Source organism: Buttiauxella sp. AC142 (assembly GCF_979253435.1).
Genome location: NZ_CEEDCH010000001.1, coordinates 1,316,018 through 1,340,676 on the forward strand (window position 1 = coordinate 1,316,018; position 24,659 = coordinate 1,340,676).

Annotated in this window: 23 protein-coding genes; 6 read left to right on the forward strand and 17 right to left on the reverse strand. The window is 50.5% G+C overall.

The features are described 5' to 3' along the window. The first annotated feature begins 30 nt into the window (after positions 1–30). Complete coding sequence (locus AC0IWZ_RS05985) at positions 31–498, forward strand: YbjO family protein (protein ID WP_172896150.1); 468 nt, start codon at positions 31–33, stop codon at positions 496–498. A gap of 39 nt (positions 499–537) precedes the next feature. Next, on the forward strand, positions 538–1,674 hold the full coding sequence (gene rlmC, locus AC0IWZ_RS05990; protein WP_471677849.1) for a 23S rRNA (uracil(747)-C(5))-methyltransferase RlmC: 1,137 nt from the start codon (positions 538–540) through the stop codon (positions 1,672–1,674). Between the two features lie 71 nt (positions 1,675–1,745). On the opposite strand, the gene AC0IWZ_RS05995 is transcribed toward rlmC, so the two are convergent. The 7 genes from AC0IWZ_RS05995 to AC0IWZ_RS06025 all read right to left on the reverse strand — a co-directional run bounded on the left by AC0IWZ_RS05995 (position 1,746) and on the right by AC0IWZ_RS06025 (position 6,970). Next, complete coding sequence (locus AC0IWZ_RS05995; RefSeq protein ID WP_471677848.1) at positions 1,746–2,195, reverse strand: hypothetical protein; 450 nt, start codon at positions 2,193–2,195, stop codon at positions 1,746–1,748. Between the two features lie 253 nt (positions 2,196–2,448). Then, positions 2,449–3,180 carry an arginine ABC transporter substrate-binding protein ArtJ gene (artJ, locus tag AC0IWZ_RS06000; RefSeq protein WP_471677846.1) on the reverse strand — a complete coding sequence of 244 codons (732 nt, stop codon included), beginning with the start codon at positions 3,178–3,180 and terminating at the stop codon, positions 2,449–2,451. Between the two features lie 163 nt (positions 3,181–3,343). Continuing rightward, a complete protein-coding gene (gene artM / locus AC0IWZ_RS06005; RefSeq protein ID WP_034494266.1) occupies positions 3,344–4,012 on the reverse strand; it encodes an arginine ABC transporter permease ArtM in 669 nt (222 codons plus the stop codon). Continuing rightward, positions 4,012–4,728, reverse strand: a complete 717-nt coding sequence (gene artQ / locus AC0IWZ_RS06010) for an arginine ABC transporter permease ArtQ (RefSeq protein ID WP_034494267.1) — start codon at positions 4,726–4,728, stop codon at positions 4,012–4,014. The genes artM and artQ overlap by 1 nt, the downstream gene beginning before the upstream one ends. Before the next feature lie 5 nt (positions 4,729–4,733). After that, positions 4,734–5,465, reverse strand: a complete 732-nt coding sequence (artJ, locus tag AC0IWZ_RS06015; protein ID WP_034494270.1) for an arginine ABC transporter substrate-binding protein — start codon at positions 5,463–5,465, stop codon at positions 4,734–4,736. Positions 5,466–5,484: 19 nt separating this feature from the next. Then, complete coding sequence (artP, locus tag AC0IWZ_RS06020) at positions 5,485–6,213, reverse strand: arginine ABC transporter ATP-binding protein ArtP (protein ID WP_115631865.1); 729 nt, start codon at positions 6,211–6,213, stop codon at positions 5,485–5,487. A gap of 229 nt (positions 6,214–6,442) precedes the next feature. After that, positions 6,443–6,970, reverse strand: coding sequence for a lipoprotein (locus tag AC0IWZ_RS06025; protein ID WP_034494272.1), 528 nt, complete (start codon positions 6,968–6,970; stop codon positions 6,443–6,445). Between the two features lie 213 nt (positions 6,971–7,183). Here AC0IWZ_RS06025 and AC0IWZ_RS06030 point away from each other — a divergent pair, with 213 nt between their 5' ends. After that, a complete protein-coding gene (locus AC0IWZ_RS06030; protein ID WP_471677845.1) occupies positions 7,184–8,029 on the forward strand; it encodes an N-acetylmuramoyl-L-alanine amidase in 846 nt (281 codons plus the stop codon). Here AC0IWZ_RS06030 and AC0IWZ_RS06035 read toward each other — a convergent pair whose 3' ends face one another. The 8 genes from AC0IWZ_RS06035 to aqpZ all read right to left on the reverse strand — a co-directional run bounded on the left by AC0IWZ_RS06035 (position 8,030) and on the right by aqpZ (position 18,002). Next, on the reverse strand, positions 8,030–9,040 hold the full coding sequence (locus AC0IWZ_RS06035) for an NAD-dependent epimerase/dehydratase family protein (protein ID WP_034494597.1): 1,011 nt from the start codon (positions 9,038–9,040) through the stop codon (positions 8,030–8,032). Between the two features lie 91 nt (positions 9,041–9,131). After that, positions 9,132–10,580 (reverse strand): SDR family oxidoreductase, encoded by a 1,449-nt coding sequence (locus AC0IWZ_RS06040; protein WP_471677843.1) that lies wholly within the window; start codon positions 10,578–10,580, stop codon positions 9,132–9,134. Positions 10,581–10,597: 17 nt separating this feature from the next. Beyond that, complete coding sequence (ltaE, locus tag AC0IWZ_RS06045; RefSeq protein ID WP_471677842.1) at positions 10,598–11,599, reverse strand: low-specificity L-threonine aldolase; 1,002 nt, start codon at positions 11,597–11,599, stop codon at positions 10,598–10,600. Positions 11,600–11,637: 38 nt separating this feature from the next. Further along, positions 11,638–13,359: a ubiquinone-dependent pyruvate dehydrogenase gene (gene poxB / locus AC0IWZ_RS06050; protein ID WP_471677841.1), complete on the reverse strand. Its 1,722-nt coding sequence runs from the start codon at positions 13,357–13,359 to the stop codon at positions 11,638–11,640. Between the two features lie 103 nt (positions 13,360–13,462). After that, positions 13,463–14,431: an NADH oxidoreductase gene (gene hcr / locus AC0IWZ_RS06055; RefSeq protein ID WP_471677840.1), complete on the reverse strand. Its 969-nt coding sequence runs from the start codon at positions 14,429–14,431 to the stop codon at positions 13,463–13,465. 9 nt (positions 14,432–14,440) lie between these two features. Then, positions 14,441–16,093, reverse strand: coding sequence for a hydroxylamine reductase (hcp, locus tag AC0IWZ_RS06060; protein WP_471677839.1), 1,653 nt, complete (start codon positions 16,091–16,093; stop codon positions 14,441–14,443). Positions 16,094–16,236: 143 nt separating this feature from the next. Continuing rightward, positions 16,237–17,136 carry a LysO family transporter gene (locus AC0IWZ_RS06065; RefSeq protein WP_471677838.1) on the reverse strand — a complete coding sequence of 300 codons (900 nt, stop codon included), beginning with the start codon at positions 17,134–17,136 and terminating at the stop codon, positions 16,237–16,239. A 170-nt stretch (positions 17,137–17,306) separates the two neighbouring features. Continuing rightward, on the reverse strand, positions 17,307–18,002 hold the full coding sequence (gene aqpZ / locus AC0IWZ_RS06070; protein ID WP_034494288.1) for an aquaporin Z: 696 nt from the start codon (positions 18,000–18,002) through the stop codon (positions 17,307–17,309). Between the two features lie 468 nt (positions 18,003–18,470). On the opposite strand from aqpZ, the gene AC0IWZ_RS06075 reads away from it, so the two are divergent. Then, positions 18,471–20,126, forward strand: coding sequence for an ATP-dependent endonuclease (locus AC0IWZ_RS06075; RefSeq protein WP_471677837.1), 1,656 nt, complete (start codon positions 18,471–18,473; stop codon positions 20,124–20,126). Between the two features lie 13 nt (positions 20,127–20,139). On the opposite strand, the gene AC0IWZ_RS06080 is transcribed toward AC0IWZ_RS06075, so the two are convergent. Next, a complete protein-coding gene (locus tag AC0IWZ_RS06080) occupies positions 20,140–21,087 on the reverse strand; it encodes a VirK/YbjX family protein (RefSeq protein WP_471677836.1) in 948 nt (315 codons plus the stop codon). Positions 21,088–21,228: 141 nt separating this feature from the next. Between AC0IWZ_RS06080 and macA the strand changes: the two genes are divergently transcribed. Together macA and macB are read left to right on the forward strand one after the other, a co-directional pair. Beyond that, positions 21,229–22,344: a macrolide transporter subunit MacA gene (gene macA / locus AC0IWZ_RS06085; protein WP_471677835.1), complete on the forward strand. Its 1,116-nt coding sequence runs from the start codon at positions 21,229–21,231 to the stop codon at positions 22,342–22,344. Continuing rightward, positions 22,341–24,287, forward strand: a complete 1,947-nt coding sequence (gene macB / locus AC0IWZ_RS06090) for a macrolide ABC transporter ATP-binding protein/permease MacB (RefSeq protein WP_471677834.1) — start codon at positions 22,341–22,343, stop codon at positions 24,285–24,287. The genes macA and macB overlap by 4 nt, the downstream gene beginning before the upstream one ends. An 89-nt stretch (positions 24,288–24,376) precedes the next feature. On the opposite strand, the gene cspD is transcribed toward macB, so the two are convergent. Further along, positions 24,377–24,601: a cold shock-like protein CspD gene (gene cspD, locus AC0IWZ_RS06095; protein WP_034456407.1), complete on the reverse strand. Its 225-nt coding sequence runs from the start codon at positions 24,599–24,601 to the stop codon at positions 24,377–24,379. Between the last annotated feature and the right edge of the window lie 58 nt (positions 24,602–24,659).

The following is a 24,659-nucleotide window of genomic DNA, read 5'->3' on the forward strand; positions in this document are numbered from 1 at the left end:
TGTGACGTATGGAACACGAGGTTTGCGGAAATTTTCAGGAAACGAAGTCAAACTCAAGCCAAATTGAATGCCCCCACACTCGTTCTGGTGGCGGCAATCGCTATTCTTACTACGCGGATGCTCGATCTTATGTTGCTGTTCAACATGCTCGGGTTGCGTGGAGTGATTGATTTTGTTCATCGCAGTGTGCAAACCTGGAACCTGACGCTGATTTTCCTTGGTAGCCTGGTGATGCTTTGCATCGAGTTACGTTGTGCGTTTGTCATCATGAAAGGGCGCAACTGGGGGCGCTGGGTATTCCTTGCCACGCAGGTTATTGCGGTCTCATATTTATGGGCGGCGTCGCTGGGTTGGGGTTATCCCGAACTTTTTAGTATTCCCGGCGAGTCAAAACGTGAGATATTCCGCTCGTTAATGATGCAGAAACTCCCCGATTTACTGGTGTTGTTCCTGCTGTTTGCCCCTTCGCGCAGTCGGCTTTTTTTCAAACTTCAATAACCGCGTAGTGTTTTGCTCTGCGCCCTTCAGGATTTAATTATGCATTGCGCGCTATACCAGACTAATCGTTGCCGTTCTTGTCAGTGGATTGAACAGCAGATTTCTGAACAGCTCACCGCCAAAATGAACGAACTTCAGCAATTACTGGAGGGAGTTGCGGTGCAAGACTGGCGCGCGCCAATCAGTGGCCCTGAACACGCTTTTCGTAATAAAGCTAAAATGGTGGTCAGCGGTAGCGTAGAAAAGCCGTTGCTTGGCATGCTGCACCGCGATGGGACGCCTGAAGATTTAACCGAATGCCCGCTTTATCCAGCCTCTTTCCAGGCGGTTTTTGCCGTACTGAAACCTTTTATTGCTCGTGCGGGTTTGACGCCCTATAACGTGGCGCGTAAACGTGGCGAACTGAAATATCTTTTGCTGACGGAAAGCCAGTTAGATGGCGACATGATGCTGCGTTTTGTATTGCGTTCCGATGCAAAAATCGAGCAGCTGCGTGCGGCCCTGCCATGGCTGCAACAACAACTCCCACAGCTCAAAGTGATTTCCGCCAACATCCAGCCAGTGCATATGGCGATTATGGAAGGCGAGCAGGAGATTCCGTTCACCGAACAACAATGGCTTGAAGAAAATTTTAACGGCGTGCCGTTATATATCCGCCCGCAAAGTTTCTTCCAGACCAACCCAACGGTTGCTGCGTCGTTGTATGCCACCGCTCGCGGATGGGTGCGAGAAATGCCCGTCAAACATATGTGGGATTTATTCTGTGGAGTTGGCGGCTTTGGGCTGCACTGCGCCACACCGGATATGAAACTGACTGGAATTGAAATTGCCCCAGAAGCGATTGCTTCAGCTCGCCAATCAGCCGAAAAACTCGGCTTAACCGATATTCACTTCCAGGCGCTGGATTCCACGAAATTTGCTACTGAGCAGGTAGATATTCCTGACCTGGTTTTAGTGAATCCGCCAAGACGTGGCATCGGCCAGGCGCTGTGTTATTTCCTGAACAACATGGCTCCGAAATACATCATCTATTCAAGTTGTAATGCGCAGACGATGGCACAGGATATTGCTTCGCTGGCGGAATACCGGGTTGAGAGAGTACAGCTGTTTGATATGTTCCCGCATACGGCGCATTACGAGGTATTGGCGTTGTTGGTGCGGCTGCCTTCACCTTAATCTCCAAAACCTGGATAGAAGGAAATCGACTCGTGTGACATCTATCCAGGTAAAGAAAATAATATGACTAATCAATTCTCTGCATTTGGAAATGGCACTGCTGGAGTATAAGAATCCTGCTGCTCGGGCTGGGTATAGATTGAATTCTCATACTCTTCCATTATAGGGAATGTTAAGGTAGCACAGATAAGAGGTGTAATCAGGCCACACCAGAAAATAGTATGATTACTCTTGGTCATATTATCCCTTTTCCAATAATAAACAGGGGAGAAAAATATCCATATCCAATGTGGTAATTTTGTATATCCGGCCGCGGTTAAATTGATTCGGTCTTTAATAAATAATGTCATAGGTAGGGCGTAACCTATAAATTTAAGTGAAATAAAAATCACAGGGCTTGAATGTAGCTGCAAATATGTTATTGGAATGAAAGATATCGGACAAAAAACCAGTAACCAAATATAAAGGTTATTCAAAGGAGGGCGAGAGGAATTAGATTGTAGAACACTATTATTTTCCATTTAAATCATCCATGTAAAATTCAGTCATGTATTTTACATAATAATTTATCTAGTGCAAAAACGTCACCGCCATCCTTAATTAGATGTAATTTAAGTAAAAATGCGTGTTTTGTTCATTATTCAAATGTACGAATTCAGATTGTACATTTATACTTTAAATGATTGGGTCTATTTCATCAGAACGATACTTGTGAGAATATCGGCCAGAAGGTAAAAACACAATCTGACCTGGATGTTTAGAATATGTAAATAATTACTGCGGGAACCACTGGTCGCTAATCTTCTTATACGTCCCGTCAGCTTTAATCGCTGCCAGCGCGGTATTCAGTTTGGTCAGCAATGCCTTGTTATCCGGGCGAACCGCAATCCCCAGGCCCGTACCGAAGTATTCTGCATCAGTCACGTGCTCGCCCACCGCCCCTAACTGCGGGTTGGTTTTCAACCATTCGTTCACGACAGCCGTGTCGCCAAATACGCCATCAATACGCCCATTTTTCAGGTCGATAATCGCATTCTGGTAGCTATCGTAAGAAACGGTTTTAATTTCCGGGTGTTTATCCTGGAGATATTTCTGATGTGTGGTGCCGTTTTCCATGCCGATACGTTTGCCTTTCAGTTCGTCAAAAGACTTAAAGGCCCCTTTTTTGGCAATCACCACCGCTGAGTTGGCATAGTACGGTGCAGTGAAGGAAACTTGTTTGCTGCGTTCAGGGGTAATATCCATGCCGGAAATTACGGCATCGTATTTACGGAATTTAAGCGACGGGATCAGGCTGTCAAATGCATGGTTAGTGAATGTGCATTCAGCTTGCATTTGTTTGCATAAAGCTTTTGCCAGGTCGATATCAAAGCCGACAATCTGATTATTGGCATCCAGCGATTCAAATGGCGGATAAGTCGCCGAAGAACCAAAGTTGATTTTGTCGGCCGCGGCCACGTTGAATGCGGCTGTGGCGAACAGTGCGGCCAAAATAAACTTCTTCATGTGTGTAGCTCCTGTCTGTCGTGTTTTATTGTATTCACCGTTTTCCGGCGTCAAAAAATCATGCCAGCATATGAATTTATATGCAAATAAAATGTATAATTATATTTTTACGGGCGTAAAAAAGGCGGGGGATTCCCCGCCGTTTTCTGTGATTCGCTATCGTTTAATTTCGACGTTCAAATGCCAGAGCGCGACGTTCTACCACACGCATTATGAGCGTCAGTAAACCGTTCACGACCAGATAAACCAGGCCTGCGGCACCGAACACCATCACATCGTAAGTCCGTCCATACAGCAACTGCCCGTGGCCCATCACTTCCATCAGCGTAATGGTGTACGCCAGCGAAGTACTTTTAAACACTAAAACCACTTCGTTTGAGTAAGACGAGAGGGCGCGTTTAAATGCATAAGGAAGCAAAATGGCGAGCGTATCCTTTTTGCTCATTCCCAATGCGCCACAAGATTGCCACTGTCCCTCAGGAATCGCGCGAATCGCCCCGTAAAACAGTTGCGTGGTATAAGCCGCACTGTTTAACGAAAGGGCAATCAATGCACACAACCACGGCTCAGAAAGCAGATGCCACAACACCGGGTAATTTTGGATTGACGGGAATTGACCAGGGCCGTAGTAAATCAGGAAGATTTGCACCAGCAAAGGCGTACCAGTAAACAGGGTGATGTAGGCACGTACAATATGAACCAATACCGGTGTTTTCAGCGTCAAAACGATGGTGAAAAACAGCGATAAAATCAACGCGACCACAATTGACGCTACGGTCAGAGTCAGGCTGGTATGCAGGCCTTTAAACAGTTCCGGTAAATACTCAAGCATCAGCCGGGTCTCCGTTCAAAACGAGTCGCTCTCTGGTCAATACGTTTGAGCACGTACTGGCTGATGAGGGTGATCACGAGGTAGATCGCGGCAGCGACCACATACCAGGTAAATGGCTCCTGGGTACGGGTGGCGATACTCTTGGTTTGTAACATCAAATCGTTAACGCTTATCAGCGAAACCAGTGCGGTATCTTTAAGCAAAACTAACCACTGGTTGCCTAAACCAGGCAGCGCATGGCGCCACATTTGCGGCATCACCAGACGGAAGAAAATCGCTGCTTTCGATAAACCTAATGCCTGGCCGGACTCCCATTGCCCAATTGGTACGGCTTTGAGTGCGCCACGCAAAGTTTGCGAAGCATAAGCCGAGTAGAGCAAGGAAAGTGCAATGACACCGCACAGGAACGGGCTGACATCGAAATTCTCGATCTGTAATTGGATGGGGATCTGCGCAAAACCAAGATTGAGCGTGAAGCCATCTGAGAGGATAAGCAGTAACTGTGAGGAGCCGAAATAAATAAACAGCACCACCAGAATTTCAGGTAAGCCGCGCAGCACCGTCACCCAAGCTGAACCCAGCCAGGCTATCGGACGCCATTTTGCAGACTCCCATACGGCAAAAATCATCGCCAGAGCCAGGCCGATGATTAGCGCACAAACGGCAAGGCCGACGGTCATCCCGGCGGCGCTTGCTAAAGTAAACATTTCGTTCATTCAGATTACTTCTGGAACCATTTTTCGTAGATGGTTTTGTAGGTACCATCTTGCTTCACTTTTTCAAGTGCAGTGTTGAACTTCGCCTGCAGGTCAGTGTTGCCCTGACGAACAGCGATGCCCAGGCCTGTACCGAAGTAGTCTTTATCCGTCACTTTATCGCCAATGGCGGCTAGTTTAGGATCGGCTTTCAGCCATTCGGTAACGACAGCAGTGTCACCAAATACCGCGTCAATACGGCCACTTTCCATATCCAGCTTGGCATTCATGTAGCTGTCGTAAGGAACGGTGGTGATTTCTGGATGTTTATCCATGATAAATTTCTGGTGCGTGGAGCCGTTCTGCATACCCACTTTTTTGCCTTTCAGCGCACTGATATCAGCAATTTTGCCTTTCTGGCCGACAAACAGCGCAGAGTTTTCATAGTATGGGGTGCTGAAAAGTACCTGTTTTTCACGCTCTGGAGTGATGTCCATGCCTGAGATTACCGCGTCGATACGGCGGAATTTCAAACTTGGGATCAGACTATCAAATGCTTGATTGCTAAAGGTACAGGTTGCATCGATCTCTTTACACAACGCATTGGCTAAATCGACATCAAAACCAACAATCTTGTTGCTGGCATCCATCGATTCAAACGGAGGGTAAGACGCTTCCATAGCAAAACGAATAGTTTGTGCAGCCGACGCGGAAAGGCTCAGGCTGGCTAATAATGTGGCAAGCAGAACTTTTTTCATGGTTATTTTCCCGGATACATCAGTGTGACAGATAGAATTTAAACGCTTCGGTCTGTGGTTTTGCGAAGCAACTCGCATCACCTTGCTCGACGATGTGGCCATTTTCCATGTAAACCACACGGCTTGCGGTTTTACGCGCAACTTCCACTTCGTGGGTCACGATGACCTGAGTGATGTTGGTTTCTGCCAACTCACGTATGATGCTGACGATCTGCGCGGTGATTTCCGGATCCAGTGCTGCGGTGGGTTCATCGAACAGCAGGATCTGTGGTTCCATCATCAAGGCACGTGCAATCGCGACACGCTGCTGCTGGCCACCGGAAAGGTGCAGCGGATAGCGGTCCATATACGGTTTCAGGCGTAAACGCTCAAGCAGTTTGTCGGCACGCTGACGCGCTTCATCTTTGCTGATCCCCAGAACGCGACAAGGCGCTTCCATCAGGTTTTGCAGCACAGTGAGATGAGGCCAAAGATTATATTGCTGGAACACCATGCCAACATTGCGACGCAATTCACGAATGGCTTTATCGCCAGGCGCTTTTGCAAAGTCAAAATGGTTATCCGCAATGGTGAGTTGCCCGGAGCGCGGCATCTCAAGCAGATTGAGTACGCGCAGAAGCGAGCTTTTACCTGCGCCGCTTGGACCAAGCAGCACCAGCGTTTCGCCCTGTGGGCAACTAAGGGTGATATCGAACAGCGCCTGGTGTGCGCCGTAAAAACAATTAATGCCGTTTAGTTGAATACTCATGCGCATATGTTGAATAGCAATTGAAGCCGCAAAGGGTACCTTTAACAGAATAGTTATGCAATCTTTGTGCGTTAAAACCTAAAAATAACTACTCACATGCATTAAAGGTAGCACAATATAGCGGGGCGGGGTGAAGGCAAGAATAAATGTCGGAGTTATGTCAAAACTCCAGACTATTTACATGGGTTATGAATTTCACCCCGCCGATTGCGTGAATATTAGACAGTTGTTAGTTGGTTTCTATTGCCTGACGCAGGCTACCTGAAGGTGCATGGCTGTTTTCGCCTAAATAACGCACGTCATCCACTGCCCAGCACTGACCCTCACGAATCATCAATACTTCATCGTTCCAGCTTTGACTGCCTTTAGTCAGTTTCACACGCAACGGAATATTCCGTGCGTCGGTGTTGGGAATGGTTGATGCAGAAGCCACTTCGGCGGTGTCTGCGCCGTCTGCATTGCTGGTAAACATATTGCTGCGCATAAATTCATTCTGCGCGTTTGGCGAAGCGCTGGCTTTCTGGAGTTGCTGCGCCAGAGAATCGCTCATATAAGGACGTAAGCCGGTAATGGCGCTGCTGCCCTGGGTTTTATGGGTTAATTGATAATCGTAAAATTTCTGTGCCACGCTATCCGGGCCGCCCTCAATACAAGGGCCGCTGCGGGTGCCAATATCTTTAAAAGCGGGAGTAACGGGAGTAGTGCAGGCCGTGAGGAGCAGAGCGCACGGAAGAAGAACCAAAACTGAGCTGCGCATTTTTATTTCCTTATTTTCTCAGGAGGACTCACTTAGCATAGCGTATCGCTGTCAAAACCCGTCATACTTCGAGCTGCCTCTTTGTTGGCTGCGCGAACTCACCCGAATCACTTAGTTTACTAAGCTCGTCGGGATTCGTTTACTTGCCGCCGCGATGCCGCTCGAATTATTTAGGGTTTAATATGTTGATTCAAAAAAGAGAGAGGGAAGCGAATGCAGTGGCGAATTAGCCTGATCATTTTCGTAGCTTTGCTGGTGGGGTGCTCCAGTAAGCCTGAAGTTGCTGAAAAAACCGTTGTCGATAAAGGCGATTTTAAAGTCGACACCAGCCACACCGCGAGGAATGCCTATCCACGTGTAAAAGTGTTGGTTATTCACTACACCGCCGATGACTTTGCCGGTTCGCTAACCACTTTAACTGAACAAAATGTCAGTTCACATTATCTCATTCCTGACACCCCTCCGGTATCTGGCGGCAAGCCTGTTATCTGGCAATTAGTGCCTGAGAGCGAATTGGCGTGGCACGCAGGAGTGAGTTTTTGGCGTGGCGCAACGCGGATTAATGACACCTCGATTGGTATCGAGCTTGAGAATAAAGGTTTTACGCGTCAGGGCCGTGGAAAGCAGTTTTATCCCTTCAATGCGGCGCAGATCTCGGTGCTGGAGAAACTGGCGAAAGTGATTATCGCGCGTTACAACATCGAGCCGCAAAACGTCGTCGCCCATGCGGATATTGCCCCGCAACGTAAAGTTGACCCAGGTCCGCTATTCCCGTGGCAGCAACTGGCTCAACAGGGCGTGGGTGCCTGGCCGGATGCGCACCGAGTCGCGTTTTATCTCGATGGCCGTGGGCCTTACCAGCCGGTGGACAGGCGAGGTTTGCTCGAGTTGTTATCGCGTTATGGTTATCAGGTCACGCCTGATATGGCGTGGGAGCAGCAAAAGAGAGTGATCCAGGCTTTCCAGATGCACTTCCGCCCAACGAAATATTCCGGTGATGCGGATGCGCAAACTGAGGCAATAGCGGAAGCGCTACTTGAAAAATACGGGCAAGGTTGATTAGCGATGCAATAACGTACCGTGGTCACGCAGCCAGAGCGCGGTACGCCGGATACCTTCATCAAGCGTAACAACAGGCTGATAACCTAATTCTGTTTCAGCGCGTGTCGTATCGAGCGTTAAATCAAAATTAAGCTTCGACACGCCGTAGTGAGTGAGCACAGGTTCTTTGGCTGATTTACTGCCAAAACGCTCCATGCTTCGGGCAATCATATCCAGCATCGGATACGGTACCGAACGGATCCTGCATTGAATGTCTAATTCATCAATCAGCTTTTGCACGATAACCCGCAGCGGGCGAGCTTCCATGTTGGTGATGTTATAGGCACGCCCAGATGGCTGTGATTCGCACTGAGTTGCGAGCCACATCGCATGTACGGCATTTTCGATATAAGTCATATCGACCATCGCATCACCACCGCGCGGTAACAGCACGCTGCCGTAATGGCGCATCATCTGTACCAGACGTGGGAAGAAAACTTTGTCGTGCGGGCCGAACAAACTTTGCGGACGCAGAATCGTAAAGCGCGTGTGCGGATTCGATTGTGCCAGCAGCTGAATCACTTCTTCGCTGGCGGCTTTGCTGCGGGCAAATTCGTTGGCAAAGCGCACAGGACGGAAGTCCTCGCTGATATTGCGATGATGGTGATAATCAAAATAGAGTGAAGGTGAGGAAATATGCACAAAGTTGCGCACCCCCCACGCCACTGCCCATTCACCTAAGCGGCGAGTTGCGCGAACATTGGCGAGATCAAATGCTTCCTGTGTTCCCCACGGGGAAGTAAAGCTTGAGCAATGCCAGAGCGTGTCAACATCGGCCAGCATCACTTTGGCCTGCGAGGAAACCAGTTCCGTCAGGTCGGCATGGACGAACTCGGCACCCATTTTTTCCAGCAGTTTGCCCATGGCTTCATTGCGCCCGGTTGCCCGTACGCTGATGCCTTTAGCGCGAAGAAATTCGACCGCGTTTCGGCCTAAACCGCTGGTGGCGCCCGTTACCAGTACCTTCATGTCGACCAACTCATGGTAATTGAGATTTACGCTGCGCATTTTTCCGTGAAATGGCAGCGCTTGCAATGGGGAAAGCTAAAGATTAGGACTCTTAACGGACTTTATGTGCAGATTGTTCGGTAATCTGGCAAATCCGTCGGGCCATGCCACGGAAAATGAACAGATGCGCGGGTATCATGACCAACCAGTAGAACAAACCTGCTGTTCCATGCGGATGCCACCAGGCGCGAACATCCAGCGTGCGATGTTGGCCGTGGTCACGCAAAGTGAAAGAAAGTCGCCCAAGTCCGGGGGCTTTCATGCCAAACAATAGCGTCAGCTCTTTCTCGGGTTCGACAATAATCACTTTCCAGCTATCAACCCGATCTCCAACTTGCAGCATTTCCCGCTCCGGGCGTCCTTTCGCCAGTCTGTGACCGACCAGCAAATCCATATATCCTCGGGTTTGCCACAGAATGTTGCCGAAGAAATATCCTTCTTTGCCGCCAATCTGATTCACCACTTGCCACAAATCTGCCAGCTCAGCGGAGGTCGTTAACGTACAACCTGCCTGTTTGGGGAAGAAGCCATATTCCGGACGCCAGCGTGCGTAGGCCTGTGCGTCGTAACCCCAGTCCTGCGAGTTTGCCAGCTTGTGTTCATCTTCAAGGGTTAGGCGGACGGCGTCGTCAAAGGTGAGCAGGGGTTGTGGGATCAGTGCGCGTAATTCGCGATCGTCCGCCAGAAGATCGTGCTTTAGCCCCTGGATCAACGCCTTGGCAATCGTCGGCGGTACGGAGGTGATCATGTTGAGGAACCACACCGAGATCCAACTTGTCGGCAGCGGAATGGGAATCAGCGGGCGGCGTTTACCGCTTATCGCCATAAATCGTTCGAACTGCTGCTGATAACTCAGCACGTCAGGTCCGGCAGCCTCAAATACACGGTTCTCCTGCGCAGGATGTTTCAGCAATTCAACCAGATAATAGAGCAGGTTTTTCAGCGCAATCGGCGTGGTGCGCGAACGCACCCAGCGCGGTGGCGTAAGTACCGGCAGGTTATAAACCATGTCGCGCATCACCTCAAAGGCAGCGGAACCGGCACCAACAATAATACCGGCACGAATTTCGGTAACGGGAACGCCTGCATCACACAGAATATCCGCTGTTAGCTGGCGAGCGCGTAAATGCTCGGAGTCGCCATCACCTTCAGCGGCTTGCAGAGAACTGAGGAATATCAGCTGTTTTACCGGATGCACACGCAGCGCATCGCGCAAATTCAGGGCCGTCTGGCGTTCATGGGCCACGAAATCGGCTCCGTCACCCATGCTGTGCACCAGATAATAAAGCGTATCGACGTTTTCCAGCAGTTGAGGTAGCGTTGACGGCCACTGTAAATCGACGTGACGGCAGTCAACGCCCGGCCAGGGTTGTTTTTCCAGCCACTCAACGCGTCTTGCGGCCGCCGTGACATGATGCCCGGCAGCGGTAAGTTCCGGCACAAGGTGTTGCCCGATATAGCCGCTTGCGCCAAGTACCAGAATATTTTGTGGCTGTGTCATCTTCCCTGACCCTCCGGTTAGCGTTGTAAAAATGCCTGCCAGTGGGAAACAACTTCGGTCAGTTGCTGGCGATTCACATCAAGATGAACAACCAGACGAGTGACTGGCCCTGCGCTCATCAGCACACCGCGTTCTTTCATAAATTTGCCGAGGCTTTCAGCCTGCTCAACCGGCACGCGAGCAAACACCATATTAGTGTCCTGACGTGTCACATCGACGCCAATTTCACGTAACTCACCCGACAGCCAATGCGCGTTGTCGTGGTCTTCTTTAAGGCGCTGCACGTTATTCTCAAGGGCGTACAAACCTGCGGCTGCCAGAATACCGGCCTGGCGCATACCGCCGCCGACCATTTTGCGCCAGCGCGTGGCTCGTTTAATGTATTCGTGGCTACCAACTAACAAAGAACCAACTGGCGTTCCCAGGCCTTTTGAGAGGCAAATGGTGAAGGTATCGCAGTAACGCACCACTTCTTCCAGCGTGCAGCCATATTCCACCACGGCGTTGAAGATGCGCGCACCATCAAGGTGTAATGCCAGATTATGATTGCGGCTAAATTCCCACGCCTGCTTGAGATACTCGCGCGGCAAAACTTTGCCGTTATGGGTATTTTCGAGACTCAGTAATTTCGTGCGTGCGAAGTGGATATCATCAGGTTTGATTTTTGCCGCGACTTTATCGAGAGGCAGCGAACCATCGGGATTGGCGTCAATAGGTTGCGGCTGGATGCTACCTAACACCGCAGCACCACCCGCTTCATAGAGATAATTGTGCGCCAGTTGCCCCACAATATACTCTTCGCCACGTTCGCAATGGCTTAAAAGGGCCACCAGGTTAGCCTGGGTGCCCGTTGGCAGGAAGAGCGCGGCTTCTTTGCCGCTGATTTTGGCCGCGTATTCTTGTAATTCATTGACCGTTGGGTCATCGCCATAGACGTCATCGCCGGTTGGCGCTGCCATCATACGCTTGAGCATTTCTTCACTCGGCCGGGTTACTGTGTCGCTGCGCAAATCAATCACGGTGGTTCCTTATTATTATCCTCAATTAAAGGAATGTTTTACCGGAACCAGTTCGTTTTCGCCAGTTCGATAACTTCATCGCCGCGCCCGCTAATGATGGCGCGAAGCATATACAGGCTGAATCCTTTGGCTTGTTCGAGTTTAATTTGCGGTGGGATCGCCAGCTCATCTTTGGCAACGACCACATCTACCAAAACCGGGCCGTCGATGCTAAAAGCACGTTGCAGAGCGGTGTCTAACTCTTCCGCTTTCTCAACGCGGATGCCGGTAATGCCGCAGGCGTTAGCGATATTGGCAAAGTTAGTGTCGTGCAATTCGGTACCGTCCGTCAGGTAACCGCCGGCTTTCATTTCCATTGCCACAAAGCCCAGCACGCTGTTGTTAAACACCACGATTTTGATGGGTAATTTCATTTGCACGACCGACAAAAAATCCCCCATCAACATGCTAAAACCCCCGTCGCCACACATCGCGATCACTTGTCTGTCAGGAGCTGTAGCTTTTGCACCGAGTGCTTGCGGCATGGCGTTGGCCATTGAACCGTGAGTAAACGAACCCAGCAAACGGCGTTTGCCGTTCATTTTCAGATATCGTGCGGCCCAGACTGTCGGCGTGCCTACGTCACAGGTGAAAATGGCGTCATCATCAGCGTAATGGCTGATTTGTTGCGCGACATATTGCGGATGGATGACTTTGCCATCGCCCTGTTGCGCGAGTTCGTCCAGGCTTTCGCGGGCCTCGCGATAGTTATCCAGCGCTTTATCCAGGAAGCTGCGGTCTGTCTTTTCTTCCAGAAGCGGAATCAATGCCGCAAGTGTGGCTTTAATATCCCCGACCAGCGCCATATCCACTTTACTGTGCGCTCCGATGCTGCCAGGGTTGATATCAATCTGAATGATTTTCGCGTCAGTCGGATAGAAAGCACGATAAGGGAATTGGGTGCCGAGCAGAATCAGCGTGTCAGCATTCATCATGGTGTGGAAGCCTGAAGAAAAACCAATTAGCCCGGTCATGCCTACGTCATAGGGGTTGTCATATTCAACATGCTCTTTACCGCGCAGGGCATGGACAATGGGCGCTTTAAGCGTGGCGGCAAACTGCACCAGTTCTTCATGCGCACCGGCACAACCGCTGCCGCACATCAGGGCAATGTTGTCGTTGTAGCGTAATAACTGAGCGAGTTTTTTGAGTTCTTCGTGAGCGGGAACAACCACGGGTTGCGGCGCAGAATACCAATGGGTGCTGGCGCTTTCAGGGGCGGGTTTAAGCGCCACATCACCGGGCAGCACTACGACGGAAACGCCACGGTTAAGAACCGCTTTGCGCATTGCAATGGCTAAAACCTGGGGAATTTGTTCCGGGGATGACACCAGCTCGCAATAATGGCTGCATTCGCGGAATAACTCTTCGGGGTGGGTTTCCTGGAAATAGCCGCTGCCAATTTCACTCGATGGAATATGCGCAGCAATCGCCAGGACCGGAACCCGGTTGCGATGGCAGTCGAACAGGCCGTTAATTAAATGCAGATTACCAGGGCCGCAGGAACCGGCACATACCGCCAGCTCACCGGAAAGATGGGCTTCTGCACCCGCAGCAAATGCGGCGACTTCTTCATGGCGGGTGGGCATCCATTCAATTGTGCCCATGCGGTTCAGGCTATCGGACAGTCCGTTGAGGGAATCACCGGTGACGCCCCAGATGCGTTTCACGCCTGCACTTTCGAGAGTTTTTGCCACATAAGCGGCGACGGTCTGTTTCATTGCTTCTCCTTGTCACGATTCAGTTAACGTAAACAAGCTTAGTCAAGGAAACAGAAGAGGCGGGGCAGAAAGTGCCACTCAGAGTCTGAGTGGCACGCGTGGATCAAGCGAGAACTAAGTCCCCTTGCGGATGACAACAGCAAGCCAGCACATAACCGTTGGTAATTTCTGCCTCGGTCAACGTCATGGAACTGCTGACCGTGTAATCACCGGACTCGACTTTGGTTTTACAGCTACCACAAACTCCGGCGCGACATGCCGCGTTGACGGGTACGCTATTGCTCTCCATTGCCGCCAGCAACGTGCTGCCAACGGGTGCATAGAACTCGCGCAGCGGTTTTAGCGTGGTAAATTTCAAACCACTTTCGACAGGAGCGGCGACGGGTGTGAAGAATTTCTCAGAATAAAACTCAGTCACCCCCAGGGCTTTGACTTCTGTTTCGACCAGTTCCATATACGGTGCTGGACCACAGGTCATCACGGTGCGCGAGGCAATATCCGGCACGGTTGCCAGAATTTCGCGGGTTAATCGCCCGGCGATAAAGCCGTGCGTCGCGTTATTCTCGGCAATCATGGCTACCGAATAATTGCGCCATTCGTCGGCAAAAATCACATCTTCGGGCGAACGAACGTTGTAAATAACCTGTACGTCGGCCAGCGGACGATGCTTTGCCAGCCAACGGCGCATCGCCATAATCGGCGTCACACCACAACCTGCCGCGATTAACAAATAGCGATCGGTGTTCAGATTTTCACAGGTGAATTCCCCCTGGCCTTCAGATAGCCACAGGTAGTCACCTGGTTTCACATCCTGCGTCAGCCATTGGGAACCAACGCCATTCTCGATACGACGAATCGTCAGCGTGATAAACGGGCTGAGTCCCGGCGTGGAAGAGATCGTATAAGCGCGTAGTGTCTCATCGCTATTACGAATACTCACCAGGGCGTATTGCCCGGCTTTGTATGGATAGAAATCGTGATTAATCAGCGATAGCGTCCAGACATCCGGCGTTTCCTGATGAATATGATGCACCTGCATACGATGCGGGCACAGTGGCGTTGGCATAGTCATGGCGTCTCCTTATGCACTAATCAGCTGTTGAATGTCTTGCTCAACGGTAGTGATGGCGCGCAGGCCAAATTTCTCGTTCAGCACAGCCAGCAGATTTGGCGTCAGGAAGGCCGGTGTGGTTGGGCCAGCAACGATATTGGTCACGCCCAGCGACAGTAAGGTCAGCAGGATGACAATCGCTTTTTGCTCGAACCAGGAAAGCACCAGACTTAGCGGCAGATCGTTCACACCGCAGCCGAGTTTCTCAGCAAGCGTGACGGCGAGAATGATCGCAGAGTAAGCATCGTTACACTGGCCCGCATCGACCAGACGCGGCAGGCCTTCGATATCGCCGAAGTCCAGCTTGTTGAAGCGATATTTACCGCAAGCTAGGGTCAGGATCAGGCAGTCTTTTGGCACGCTGGTGGCAAAATCAGTGAAGTAGCTGCGCTCGCCACGCTCACCGTCACAGCCGCCGACCAGGAAGATGTGGCGCAGTTTTTCACGGCTGACCAAATCAATTAGCGTATCGGCAGCGCCCAACAGAGTCTGGCGACCAAAGCCTACAGTGATCAGGTGCTCGATTTCGCTGTACGGGAAGCCAGCCATTTGTTGCGCCTGAGTAATTACGGGGGCGAAATCATCACCTTCGAGATGGCTCACGCCCGGCCAGCCAACAATGCTGCGTGTCCAGATACGGTCAGTATATGAACCCACCTCCGGGTTGATGATGCAGTTGGAGGTCATCACCACGGGGCCTGGGAAACGGGCGAACTCGGTCTGCTGGTTTTGCCAGCCGCTGCCGTAGTTACCCACCAGATGCTTGAATTTACGCAGCTCAGGGTAACCGTGGGCTGGCAGCATTTCACCGTGAGTAAAGACGTTAACGCCAGTGCCTTCGGTTTGTTCCAGCAGGTTGTAGAGATCTTTAAGATCGTGGCCGGAAATCAAAACACATTTGCCCGCTACCGGGCGCACGTTAACTTGCGTCGGGGTCGGGTGACCGTATTTTTCGGTTTCGCCGAGATCCAGAATGCTCATCACTTTGAAGTTCATCTGGCCGATTTCCATGGAGCACTCAAGCAGTGCGCCCATGTCAGCAGGCCAGGTTCCGAGCCACGCCATAATTTTGTGGTATTGCGCGTAGATATCGTTGTCGTATTGGCCGAGTACGTGAGCGTGTTCCATATAGGCCGCCGCACCTTTCAGGCCGTACAGACACAGCAGACGCAGGCCAAGAATATCTTCGCCAATTTCTGCTTTATCGCGGTTTGGCGCGAATTCAGCCGCCTGGCGTTGTAAATCACCCAAATCTTTGCTGACCAATTGCAGCTCGGCCATTGGATTAGCGACGGTAATATTTGGATTAATTGCGAGGCTGCGCGCCTTCAGGCTTTCGCGCAGCGTAATAGCTTCCTGCGCGTAGCCCACAATGCGCGGGGAGTCGAAGTTAACGTTAGTCAGGGTAGAGAAGAAAGCGCGTGGCGCAAAGTTGTCGATGTCATGGTCGATGATGCCAACTTCACGAGCAGCGATTGCCCATGCAGACAGCCCTTGCAGCGTGGCAATCAGCAGGTCCTGGAGATCGGAAGTTTCGGCAGTTTTGCCACACATCCCCTGAGCATAAGAGCAGCCGTTGCCTGCCGGGGTGCGGATTGTTTGTTCACATTGCACACAAAACATGATCGTACCTTTTAAAGTTATATTTAATATACATGTTTGAGATTATGCTCAGTGCGACACAGGGAAAAGGGATTTTTAATGCAACTTAGAGGGAGATTGATTTAGCGCAATTTTGGCGGTAGAAACCTACCGCCAATGAGGTATCAGGAGGCGAAAAAGGCCATGAGTAAAGGCGTCAGCAAGCTGAGAATAAAGCCGTGAACGATTGCCGCGGGAACAATTTCTAAACCGCCGCTGCGTTGCAGAACCGGAAGCGTGAAGTCCATCGACGTTGCGCCAGATAACCCAAGTGCGGTTGAGCGACTGCGACGAACGAGACCGGGAATCAACATGATTGCCACCAATTCACGCGCCAGATCGTTGAAGAACGAGGCACTACCAATCGCCGGGCCGTATGATTCGGTCATTAAAATACCGGAAAGTGAATACCAGCCGAATCCTGAGGCCATCGCCAGCCCGGTCTTAATCGGCAGGTCGAGAATAAAGGCATTGATAACGCCACCGGCGAGGGAACTGAGTGCGACGACCACGGCGACAATCATGCCCCTTCGGTTCAGCACGATCTGTTTTAGCGTCATGCCGCTATTGCGCAATTGGATACCGACTAACAGCAGCAGGAAGATTAATGTGTATTCGCTGGCATCGGTTGCGTGCTGCAAAATAGGCCATCCTGCCAGACCTAGCAGAAAACCGGCTACCACTACGCCGCATAATTTGAGCGATTCCAGTGCCATTGCAATACGTGAAGGGAGTTTTTCTTGCTCGTGGTTATGTCGCCACGGCATCGAACGCTCCAGCCAGAGCAGTGCCGCAGCATTGCACAGCAATAACACCACCACGGTGACCGCCGCGTAATGAAAAATTGCCAGCAGATTACTTGCCAGGTTGTCGAGAAATGCGAGGCTGATGCCCATGAAAAACAAAATAACGTACACAATCCAGCTTAATAAGCGATTGATTAGCTTTAGCAGACTGGTTTGTTTTAATGGAATGAGATAACCGATAATCAGCGGCACTAAGATAATTAACAATCCCGAAAACATGGTGCGGACAATCCTTGCAATAAAAGTAACGACATGTGTCACACTACCCAAAGTTCGGGAATGAGTAAAGCTACGAAAAAAAAGGATTTTTATGCAGGGGGAAGATTGGCGAAGAGCGGTGGGAAAGCCGCGTCACTTGCCAATATTCGGCAGGTGACGCGAAAGTTTGATTAGTGACGTTTTTCCAGCAACGTACGGTAAATAATGCCACCCAGGATACCGCCAATAATTGGCATTACCCAGAACAGCCAGAGCTGCTGAAGTGCCCAACCGCCCTGGAAGATGGCGACCGCAGTACTGCGCGCTGGGTTCACAGAGGTGTTAGTCACAGGAATACTGATTAAGTGAATCAGCGTCAGCGCCAGGCCAATGGCAATAGGAGCGAAACCGGCTGGAGCAAGCTTGTCTGTTGCGCCATGAATAACAATCAAGAAGCCACAGGTTAATACGATTTCAATAATGATTGCGGAGAGCATGGAATAATGGTCCGGCGAATGCTCGCCATATCCATTCGATGCAAAGCCGCTAGCCGCAGCATCAAAACCGCTTTTCCCGCTGGCAATTAAATAGAGAATACCTGCCGCAACAATACCGCCAATGACTTGCGCAACAACATAGCCAATCACTTCTTTTGCCGGGAAACGTCCGCCTGCCCATAAACCCAGAGTCACAGCCGGGTTAAAGTGGCCGCCGGAAATATGCCCGACGGCATAAGCCATCGTTAATACGGTTAAACCAAATGCTAATGCGACGCCTGCAAAACCTATCCCCAATTCAGGATACGCTGCGGCAAGAACCGCACTGCCACAACCACCAAATACTAACCAGAACGTACCAAAGAATTCTGCTGCTAATTTCCTGAACATAACCACCTCTGCGTTTCATAATTTTAACTGCGGGTAGGGTAAATAAACGCACCCATCCGATTATTTTTTGTCACAACTATTTAAGGCGTAACGTAAATAATAAAAGAGCAGTAATGTTAATGAGATCACTAAGTCAGAACCAGCCTATAAAATCCTAAAAAATTGATTTAGGGCAATGAGATGGCATTCCTTACAAGAATAAACACGTAGAAAGTATAGAAGACTTTTTAATAAAGTAAGAATCTTCTGCTATTCAATGTATTTTCTGATTACCCTGATTTTATCAAGGATTAAATGCAAGGATTTCGGCTTTTATTAAATAAAATAAAAATTGAAATTTAGATAATCCCTGCTACTTCATAAATAACCCGTAATGCTCACCTGCAACCTGAGGCACGAAGGGTATATACTCAGGTTATGCGTTGAGCCGTGCGGCTAATGGAAAGCATCAACCAATCTGGAGGGATTATGTTTCTCGAGCGAGTAGAAATTGTCGGATTCAGGGGTATTAACCGTCTTTCGTTAATGCTTGAGCAAAATAACGTGCTGATTGGCGAGAACGCATGGGGTAAATCGAGCCTGCTGGATGCCTTAACCCTGTTGTTGTCGCCGCACGAAACGCTTTACCATTTTAATCGTGATGATTTTTACTTTCCGCCGGGCGACGTACAAGGCCGGGAACACCATTTACACATTGTTCTGACATTTCGGGAGACTGCTCCAGGGCACCATCTTGGGCGGCGTTACCGTTCACTTGCGCCGGTGTGGGTAGAAGGTAACGACGGCTTTCAGCGCATTATGTACCGTCTGGTGGGCGAGCTGGCGCCAGACAATTCGATTTTGACGCTTCGCAGTTTTCTCGACGAGAAAGGCCGCGCAATCGATCTTGATGATATTGATGACGTGGCAAAACAAATTACCCGCCTCAATCCTGTTTTGCGCTTACGTGACGCGCGTTTTATGCGTCGATTACGCAATGACAGCATACCCACTATGCCAGAAACCGAAATGACGGCTCGCCAGCTTGATTTTCTTTCGCGTGAGCTGGTGTCGCGCCCGCAAAATCTTACGGATGCGCAGTTACGTCAGGGGCTGTCGGCGATGGTGCAATTGCTCGAGCACTATTTTTCTGAGCAGGGGGCAGTAGCTCACCAACGTTTATTACGCCGTCGATCCCACGATGAACAACGCAGTTGGCGTTATCTGGATATCATCAACCGAATGATAGATAAGCCAAATAGCCGAGCGCATCGGATGATTTTATTGGGGATGTTCTCCACGCTTTTGCAAGCGAAAGGCAGCGTGGCGCTGGATAAAAATGCGCGGCCTTTATTGCTGGTTGAAGATCCCGAAACCCGACTGCATCCCATTATGTTATCGGTGGCCTGGCATTTACTAAACTTGTTACCGCTGCAAAAAATCACCACCACCAATTCCGGTGAATTGTTATCCCTCACGCCTGTCGAGAATGTCTGCCGCCTGGTGCGTGAATCCTCTAAAGTCGCAGCCTGGCGGCTCGGCCCGGGTGGAATGAACGCCGAAGACAGTCGCCGTATTGCATTTCATATCCGCTTTAACCGTGCTTCTTCGCTGTTTGCCCGCTGCTGGCTATTGGTTGAAGGGGAAACCGAAGTGTGGGTGATGAACGAACTGGCGCGCCAGTGTGGGCATCATTTCGACGCCGAAGGGGTGAAGGTTATTGAGTTTGCCCAGTCGGGGCTGCGGCCATTGATTAAGTTTGCTCGACGTATGGGTATTGAATGGCATGTGCTGGTGGATGGTGACGAAGCCGGTAAGAAATATGCCTCCGTCGTGCGCGGCATTCTTGAAAATGACCGTGACCAGGAACGCGATCATTTAACCGCATTACCTGCGATGGATATGGAACATTTCATGTATCGGCAAGGGTTTTCCGATGTCTATCATCGGGTGGCGCAACTCCCTGAAAACGTGCCGATGAATATGCGCCGCGTTATCATCAAAGCAATTCATCGCTCCTCAAAACCCGATTTAGCTATTGAAGTGGCAATGGAAGCCGGAAGGCGGGGCGTGGATGCGGTACCGTCGCTGCTGCGAAAGATGTTCTCACGGGTGCTCTGGCTTGCACGTGGCCGGGCTGACTAACCCGGCCGTTGGACTAAAGCTGCTGCTCAATTTGTTCCATCATCTTATCTAACAAACTGTAGCGGCGGCGATACTCAGCACGTTTTTTGCTGGCGATATCCTCAATGGGTTTGCGTGACACATTAAGTGGCAGTTCAAAGAAACCTTCAGGCGTTAATTCCCCGCTCATTGATTCCCAGAAGCTATCGTAATCTGCATGGATTTTGTCTTTCTTCTTTTTCGCATAACGCCATGAACGGTAAATATGCGCGTTGTTGCTCACTGCCAGAATCTGGCTCATGCCTAAATGATGCGCCAGCAGGCAGGCCGCTTCCAGCACCAGACGCTTCGGGAATAAGCCATGACAGGCTTTTGTCGCAATCTGAATGTATTCATGCGGGATATCACTTTTAGCGCCCTGTAGCCCGCCGATGAACAAAGTCGGCTTCTCATGATGCTGGCATAGTGTGAAAGTTAACCCGGCGAGTGCAACCCCGTCATCACGGCTCAGGGTTATTGTCGCTTCACCTTCTTTATCCACATTGGCGATAGCGCATAAATCAAGATGGTAGAAGTTCTCATCTTTACCCGTTATTGTTGCCAGGCGCACACCACTGGCTGAATAGTGCTGCTGTAACAAGTGCTCAGGCAGTACGTGAGTTAAAGCGTGATAGTGGAAAGACAATGCATTAACGGCATCCTTACGGTTAAAATTTGCCGTTAAATAGGGGCGGTGGGCACGACATGGTAGACCCGGCTGCACGGCGAGCAGTTTTTCCAAAAAAGGTTGGTGGGCCAAATCGGCCAGTAAACGAGCCGTCGCGAGCGGAGTAGTCAGTGAACGCAGGACGAATTTCCGACGATAAACCGGATTTTGCCAGGCGCTTCCAGGCATCCATTGTCCGGTGGCTAAAGAGAGAAATAACTGCCAGCCATTGCGTTGAGTGGCGGGTATAAATTCGTTTACGGCAGCTGGATACATGGTTGAGGCCTGGTTGAAGGGTTATGGCGTAATTTCACCATTTGTTTGCTCAACGAATGTTCAATCGCCACATAGGTCGATAAGACCATATGGTTTTTGTTGATACTTCGTTTAATTTGCCAGTTTGTTTGTAGGATACCTATGAGATTCAAGGGAAAAATTAAAAAGCGTTATTGGCTTCTGGGCCTGCTGGTATTACTCCTGGTGATCTGGCTGTGGCAGTTTTTAAATGCGCCAGCGCCGGTCTATCAGACGATGATTGTGCGTAAAGGCGAGCTGCAACAAAGCGTGTTGGCGACCGGCAAACTGGATGCTCTACGCAAAGTGGACGTCGGTGCTCAGGTCAGCGGGCAGCTCAAAACGCTGTCGGTGAATATCGGCGATAAAGTGAAAAAAGATCAGCTGTTGGGGGTAATTGACCCGGAACAGGCGCAAAACCAAATCAAAGAAGTTGAAGCGACACTCATGGAATTGCGCGCGCAACGGCGACAGGCTGTGGCTCAGGCAAAACTCGCGCAAGTGACGTTAAATCGCCAACGTGCGCTGGCAAAAACTCAGGCAGTTTCGCAGCAAGATTTGGATACCGCATCGACCGATCTGGAAGTCAGGCAGGCGCAAATTGGCACCATAGACGCGCAGATTAAACGCAATCAGGCCTCGCTGGACACGGCAAAAACAAACCTCGATTACACTCAGATAGTGGCTCCAATGGCGGGTGAAGTGACAGAAATCACCACCAAACAAGGCCAAACGGTGATTGCCGCGCAGCAAGCGCCAAACATTCTGACGCTTGCCGATCTCGGGACCATGTTGGTGAAAGCGCAGGTTTCTGAAGCGGACGTGATTCACCTTAAACCAGGCCAAAAAGCCTGGTTCACGGTGCTGGGAGATCCATTAACGCGTTATGAAGGCGTGCTCATTGATATTTTACCGACGCCGGAAAAAGTGAACGACGCGATTTTCTATAACGCCCGTTTTGAAGTGCCGAACCCAAATGGCGTGCTGCGTCTTGAAATGACAGCGCAAGTACATATCCAACTTGGCGGCGTAAAAGACGTGCTCACTATTCCACTGGCTGCACTGGGCGAGCCTGTTGGCGATAACCGCTACAAAGTTTCGGTATTGCGTAACGGTGAAACGCGTGACCGTGAAATCACCATCGGGATGCGTAATGACACGATAGTGCAAGTCGCCAATGGACTGACTGAAGGTGAAGAAGTGGTGATTGGGAAAAGCACCGCCGGGAGCGCACCATGACGGCACTGCTTGAGCTACGGGATATTCGCCGTAGCTATCCGTCGGGAGACGAACAAGTTGAAGTGCTTAAAGGCATTAACATCACCATTGAAGCTGGCGAAATGGTGGCGATTGTCGGGGCGTCTGGCTCCGGTAAATCGACGCTGATGAATATTCTCGGCTGCCTGGATAAACCCACCAGCGGGAGCTACAAAGTCGCAGGCCAGGATGTTGCGTTGCTGGATAGCGACGCGCTCGCCACATTACGCCGCGAGCATTTCGGTTTTATCTTCCAGCGTTACCACTTGCTTTCTCATCTTAATGCGACGCAAAACGTTGAAGTCCCGGCGGTATATGCCGGGACAGCGCGGGTCTTTCGCCAGCAGCGGGCGCGGGCATTATTAATGCGTCTTGGGCTTGCAGAACGCGTGGACTACCTGCCTTCACAGCTATCAGGCGGCCAGCAGCAGCGTGTGAGTATCGCCCGCGCTCTGATGAATGGCGGGCAGGTGATTCTTGCGGATGAACCGACAGGTGCGTTGGATAGCCATTCCGGTGAAGAAGTGATGGCCACGCTTAAGCAACTGCGTGAGCAGGGGCATACCGTCATTATTGTGACGCATGATCCTTCCATTGCTGCGCAGGCGCAGCGTGTGATTGAAATTCGTGACGGTGAAATTATCAGCAATCCTCCCTCGGTGGCGCAAGAATCTGCCGCACAGAAAGAGGTGAAAACTCAGCCGATAAATTCTGCGTTTCAGCAAACTATCAGCAGCTTTCGTGAAGCATTCGCCATGGCCTGGCTGGCGCTGGCGGCGAATAAAATGCGCACTTTGCTGACCATGTTGGGGATTATTATCGGTATCGCATCCGTGGTGTCGATTGTGATTGTTGGCGACGCGGCGAAACAGTTGGTATTACAGGACATTCGCTCGATTGGCACCAATACGATTGATATTTATCCGGGTAAGGATTTCGGCGATGACGATCCGCAGTATCAACAGGCGCTAAAATATGACGACCTGGCGGCTATCAGCCAGCAGCCGTGGGTCAGTTCAGCCACCCCGGCGCTCTCGAGCAATTTACGTGTGCGTTACGGCAACGTTGATGCGGCGGCAAGCGTGAATGGTGTCAGCAGCCAATATTTTAACGTTTACGGCATGAGCTTTAGTGAAGGCAATACCTTCAACGAGGAGCAATTGGCCGGGCGTGCACAAGTGGTGGTGCTCGATAGCAACACCAAACGCCAGCTCTTCCCGAACAAAGCCAACGTGGTCGGTGAAATCATTCTGGTGGGGAACATGCCTGCAACGGTGATTGGCGTGGCGCAAGAAAAGCAGTCGATGTTTGGCAGCAGCAAAATTCTGCGTGTCTGGTTGCCTTATAACACCATGGCCGGGCGAGTGATGGGGCAAAGCTGGCTTAACTCGATTACGGTGCGGGTCAACGAGGGTTACAACAGCCACGAAGCCGAACAGCAGCTCAATCGGTTGTTGCAGTTACGTCACGGTAAGAAAGATTTCTTCACCTACAATATGGACGGGCTGTTGAAAACGGCGGAAAAGACCACACGTACTCTTCAGATGTTCCTGACATTAGTGGCGGTGATTTCGTTACTGGTGGGTGGGATAGGCGTGATGAATATTATGCTGGTTTCGGTGACAGAACGTACCAAAGAGATTGGCATTCGTATGGCCGTGGGAGCCAGAGCCAGTGATGTATTGCAGCAGTTTTTAATTGAAGCAGTGCTGGTGTGTCTGGTGGGCGGTGCGTTGGGGATTTCGTTATCCTTGTTGATTGCCTTCACGCTGCAACTGGTTTTACCCGGCTGGGAAATCGGTTTTTCACCGATGGCGTTACTGACTGCATTTGCATGTTCGACCGCTACGGGGATTATATTTGGTTGGCTACCGGCAAGAAATGCCGCGCGATTAAATCCAATTGATGCGCTAGCGCGTGAATGATTTTAATCTTTGGTATTACGTTTGGTTATAAAAATGCCAGCGTACAAGCTGGCATTTTGATTTAGTGATGTACACAATGAAACAAAAGGTCAGGCGACCGCAGCTTCGAGTTCAAGAGGCACAATCAAACTAGCGTGATTGCCTTTTGGCCCCTGGTGCACATCAAACCTGACAGTTTGTCCGGCTTTAAGCGTTCTGTAACCATCCATCTGAATGGTGGAGTAGTGAGCGAAGATATCTTCGCCGCCGCCCTCAGGGCAGATAAAACCGAACCCTTTGGCGTTATTGAACCATTTAACTGTACCCGTCTCCATGCTTCTACATCCTTCGTAAATCTTATAAGTGAGATGGAATGAACCGGTGGGTGAGGGC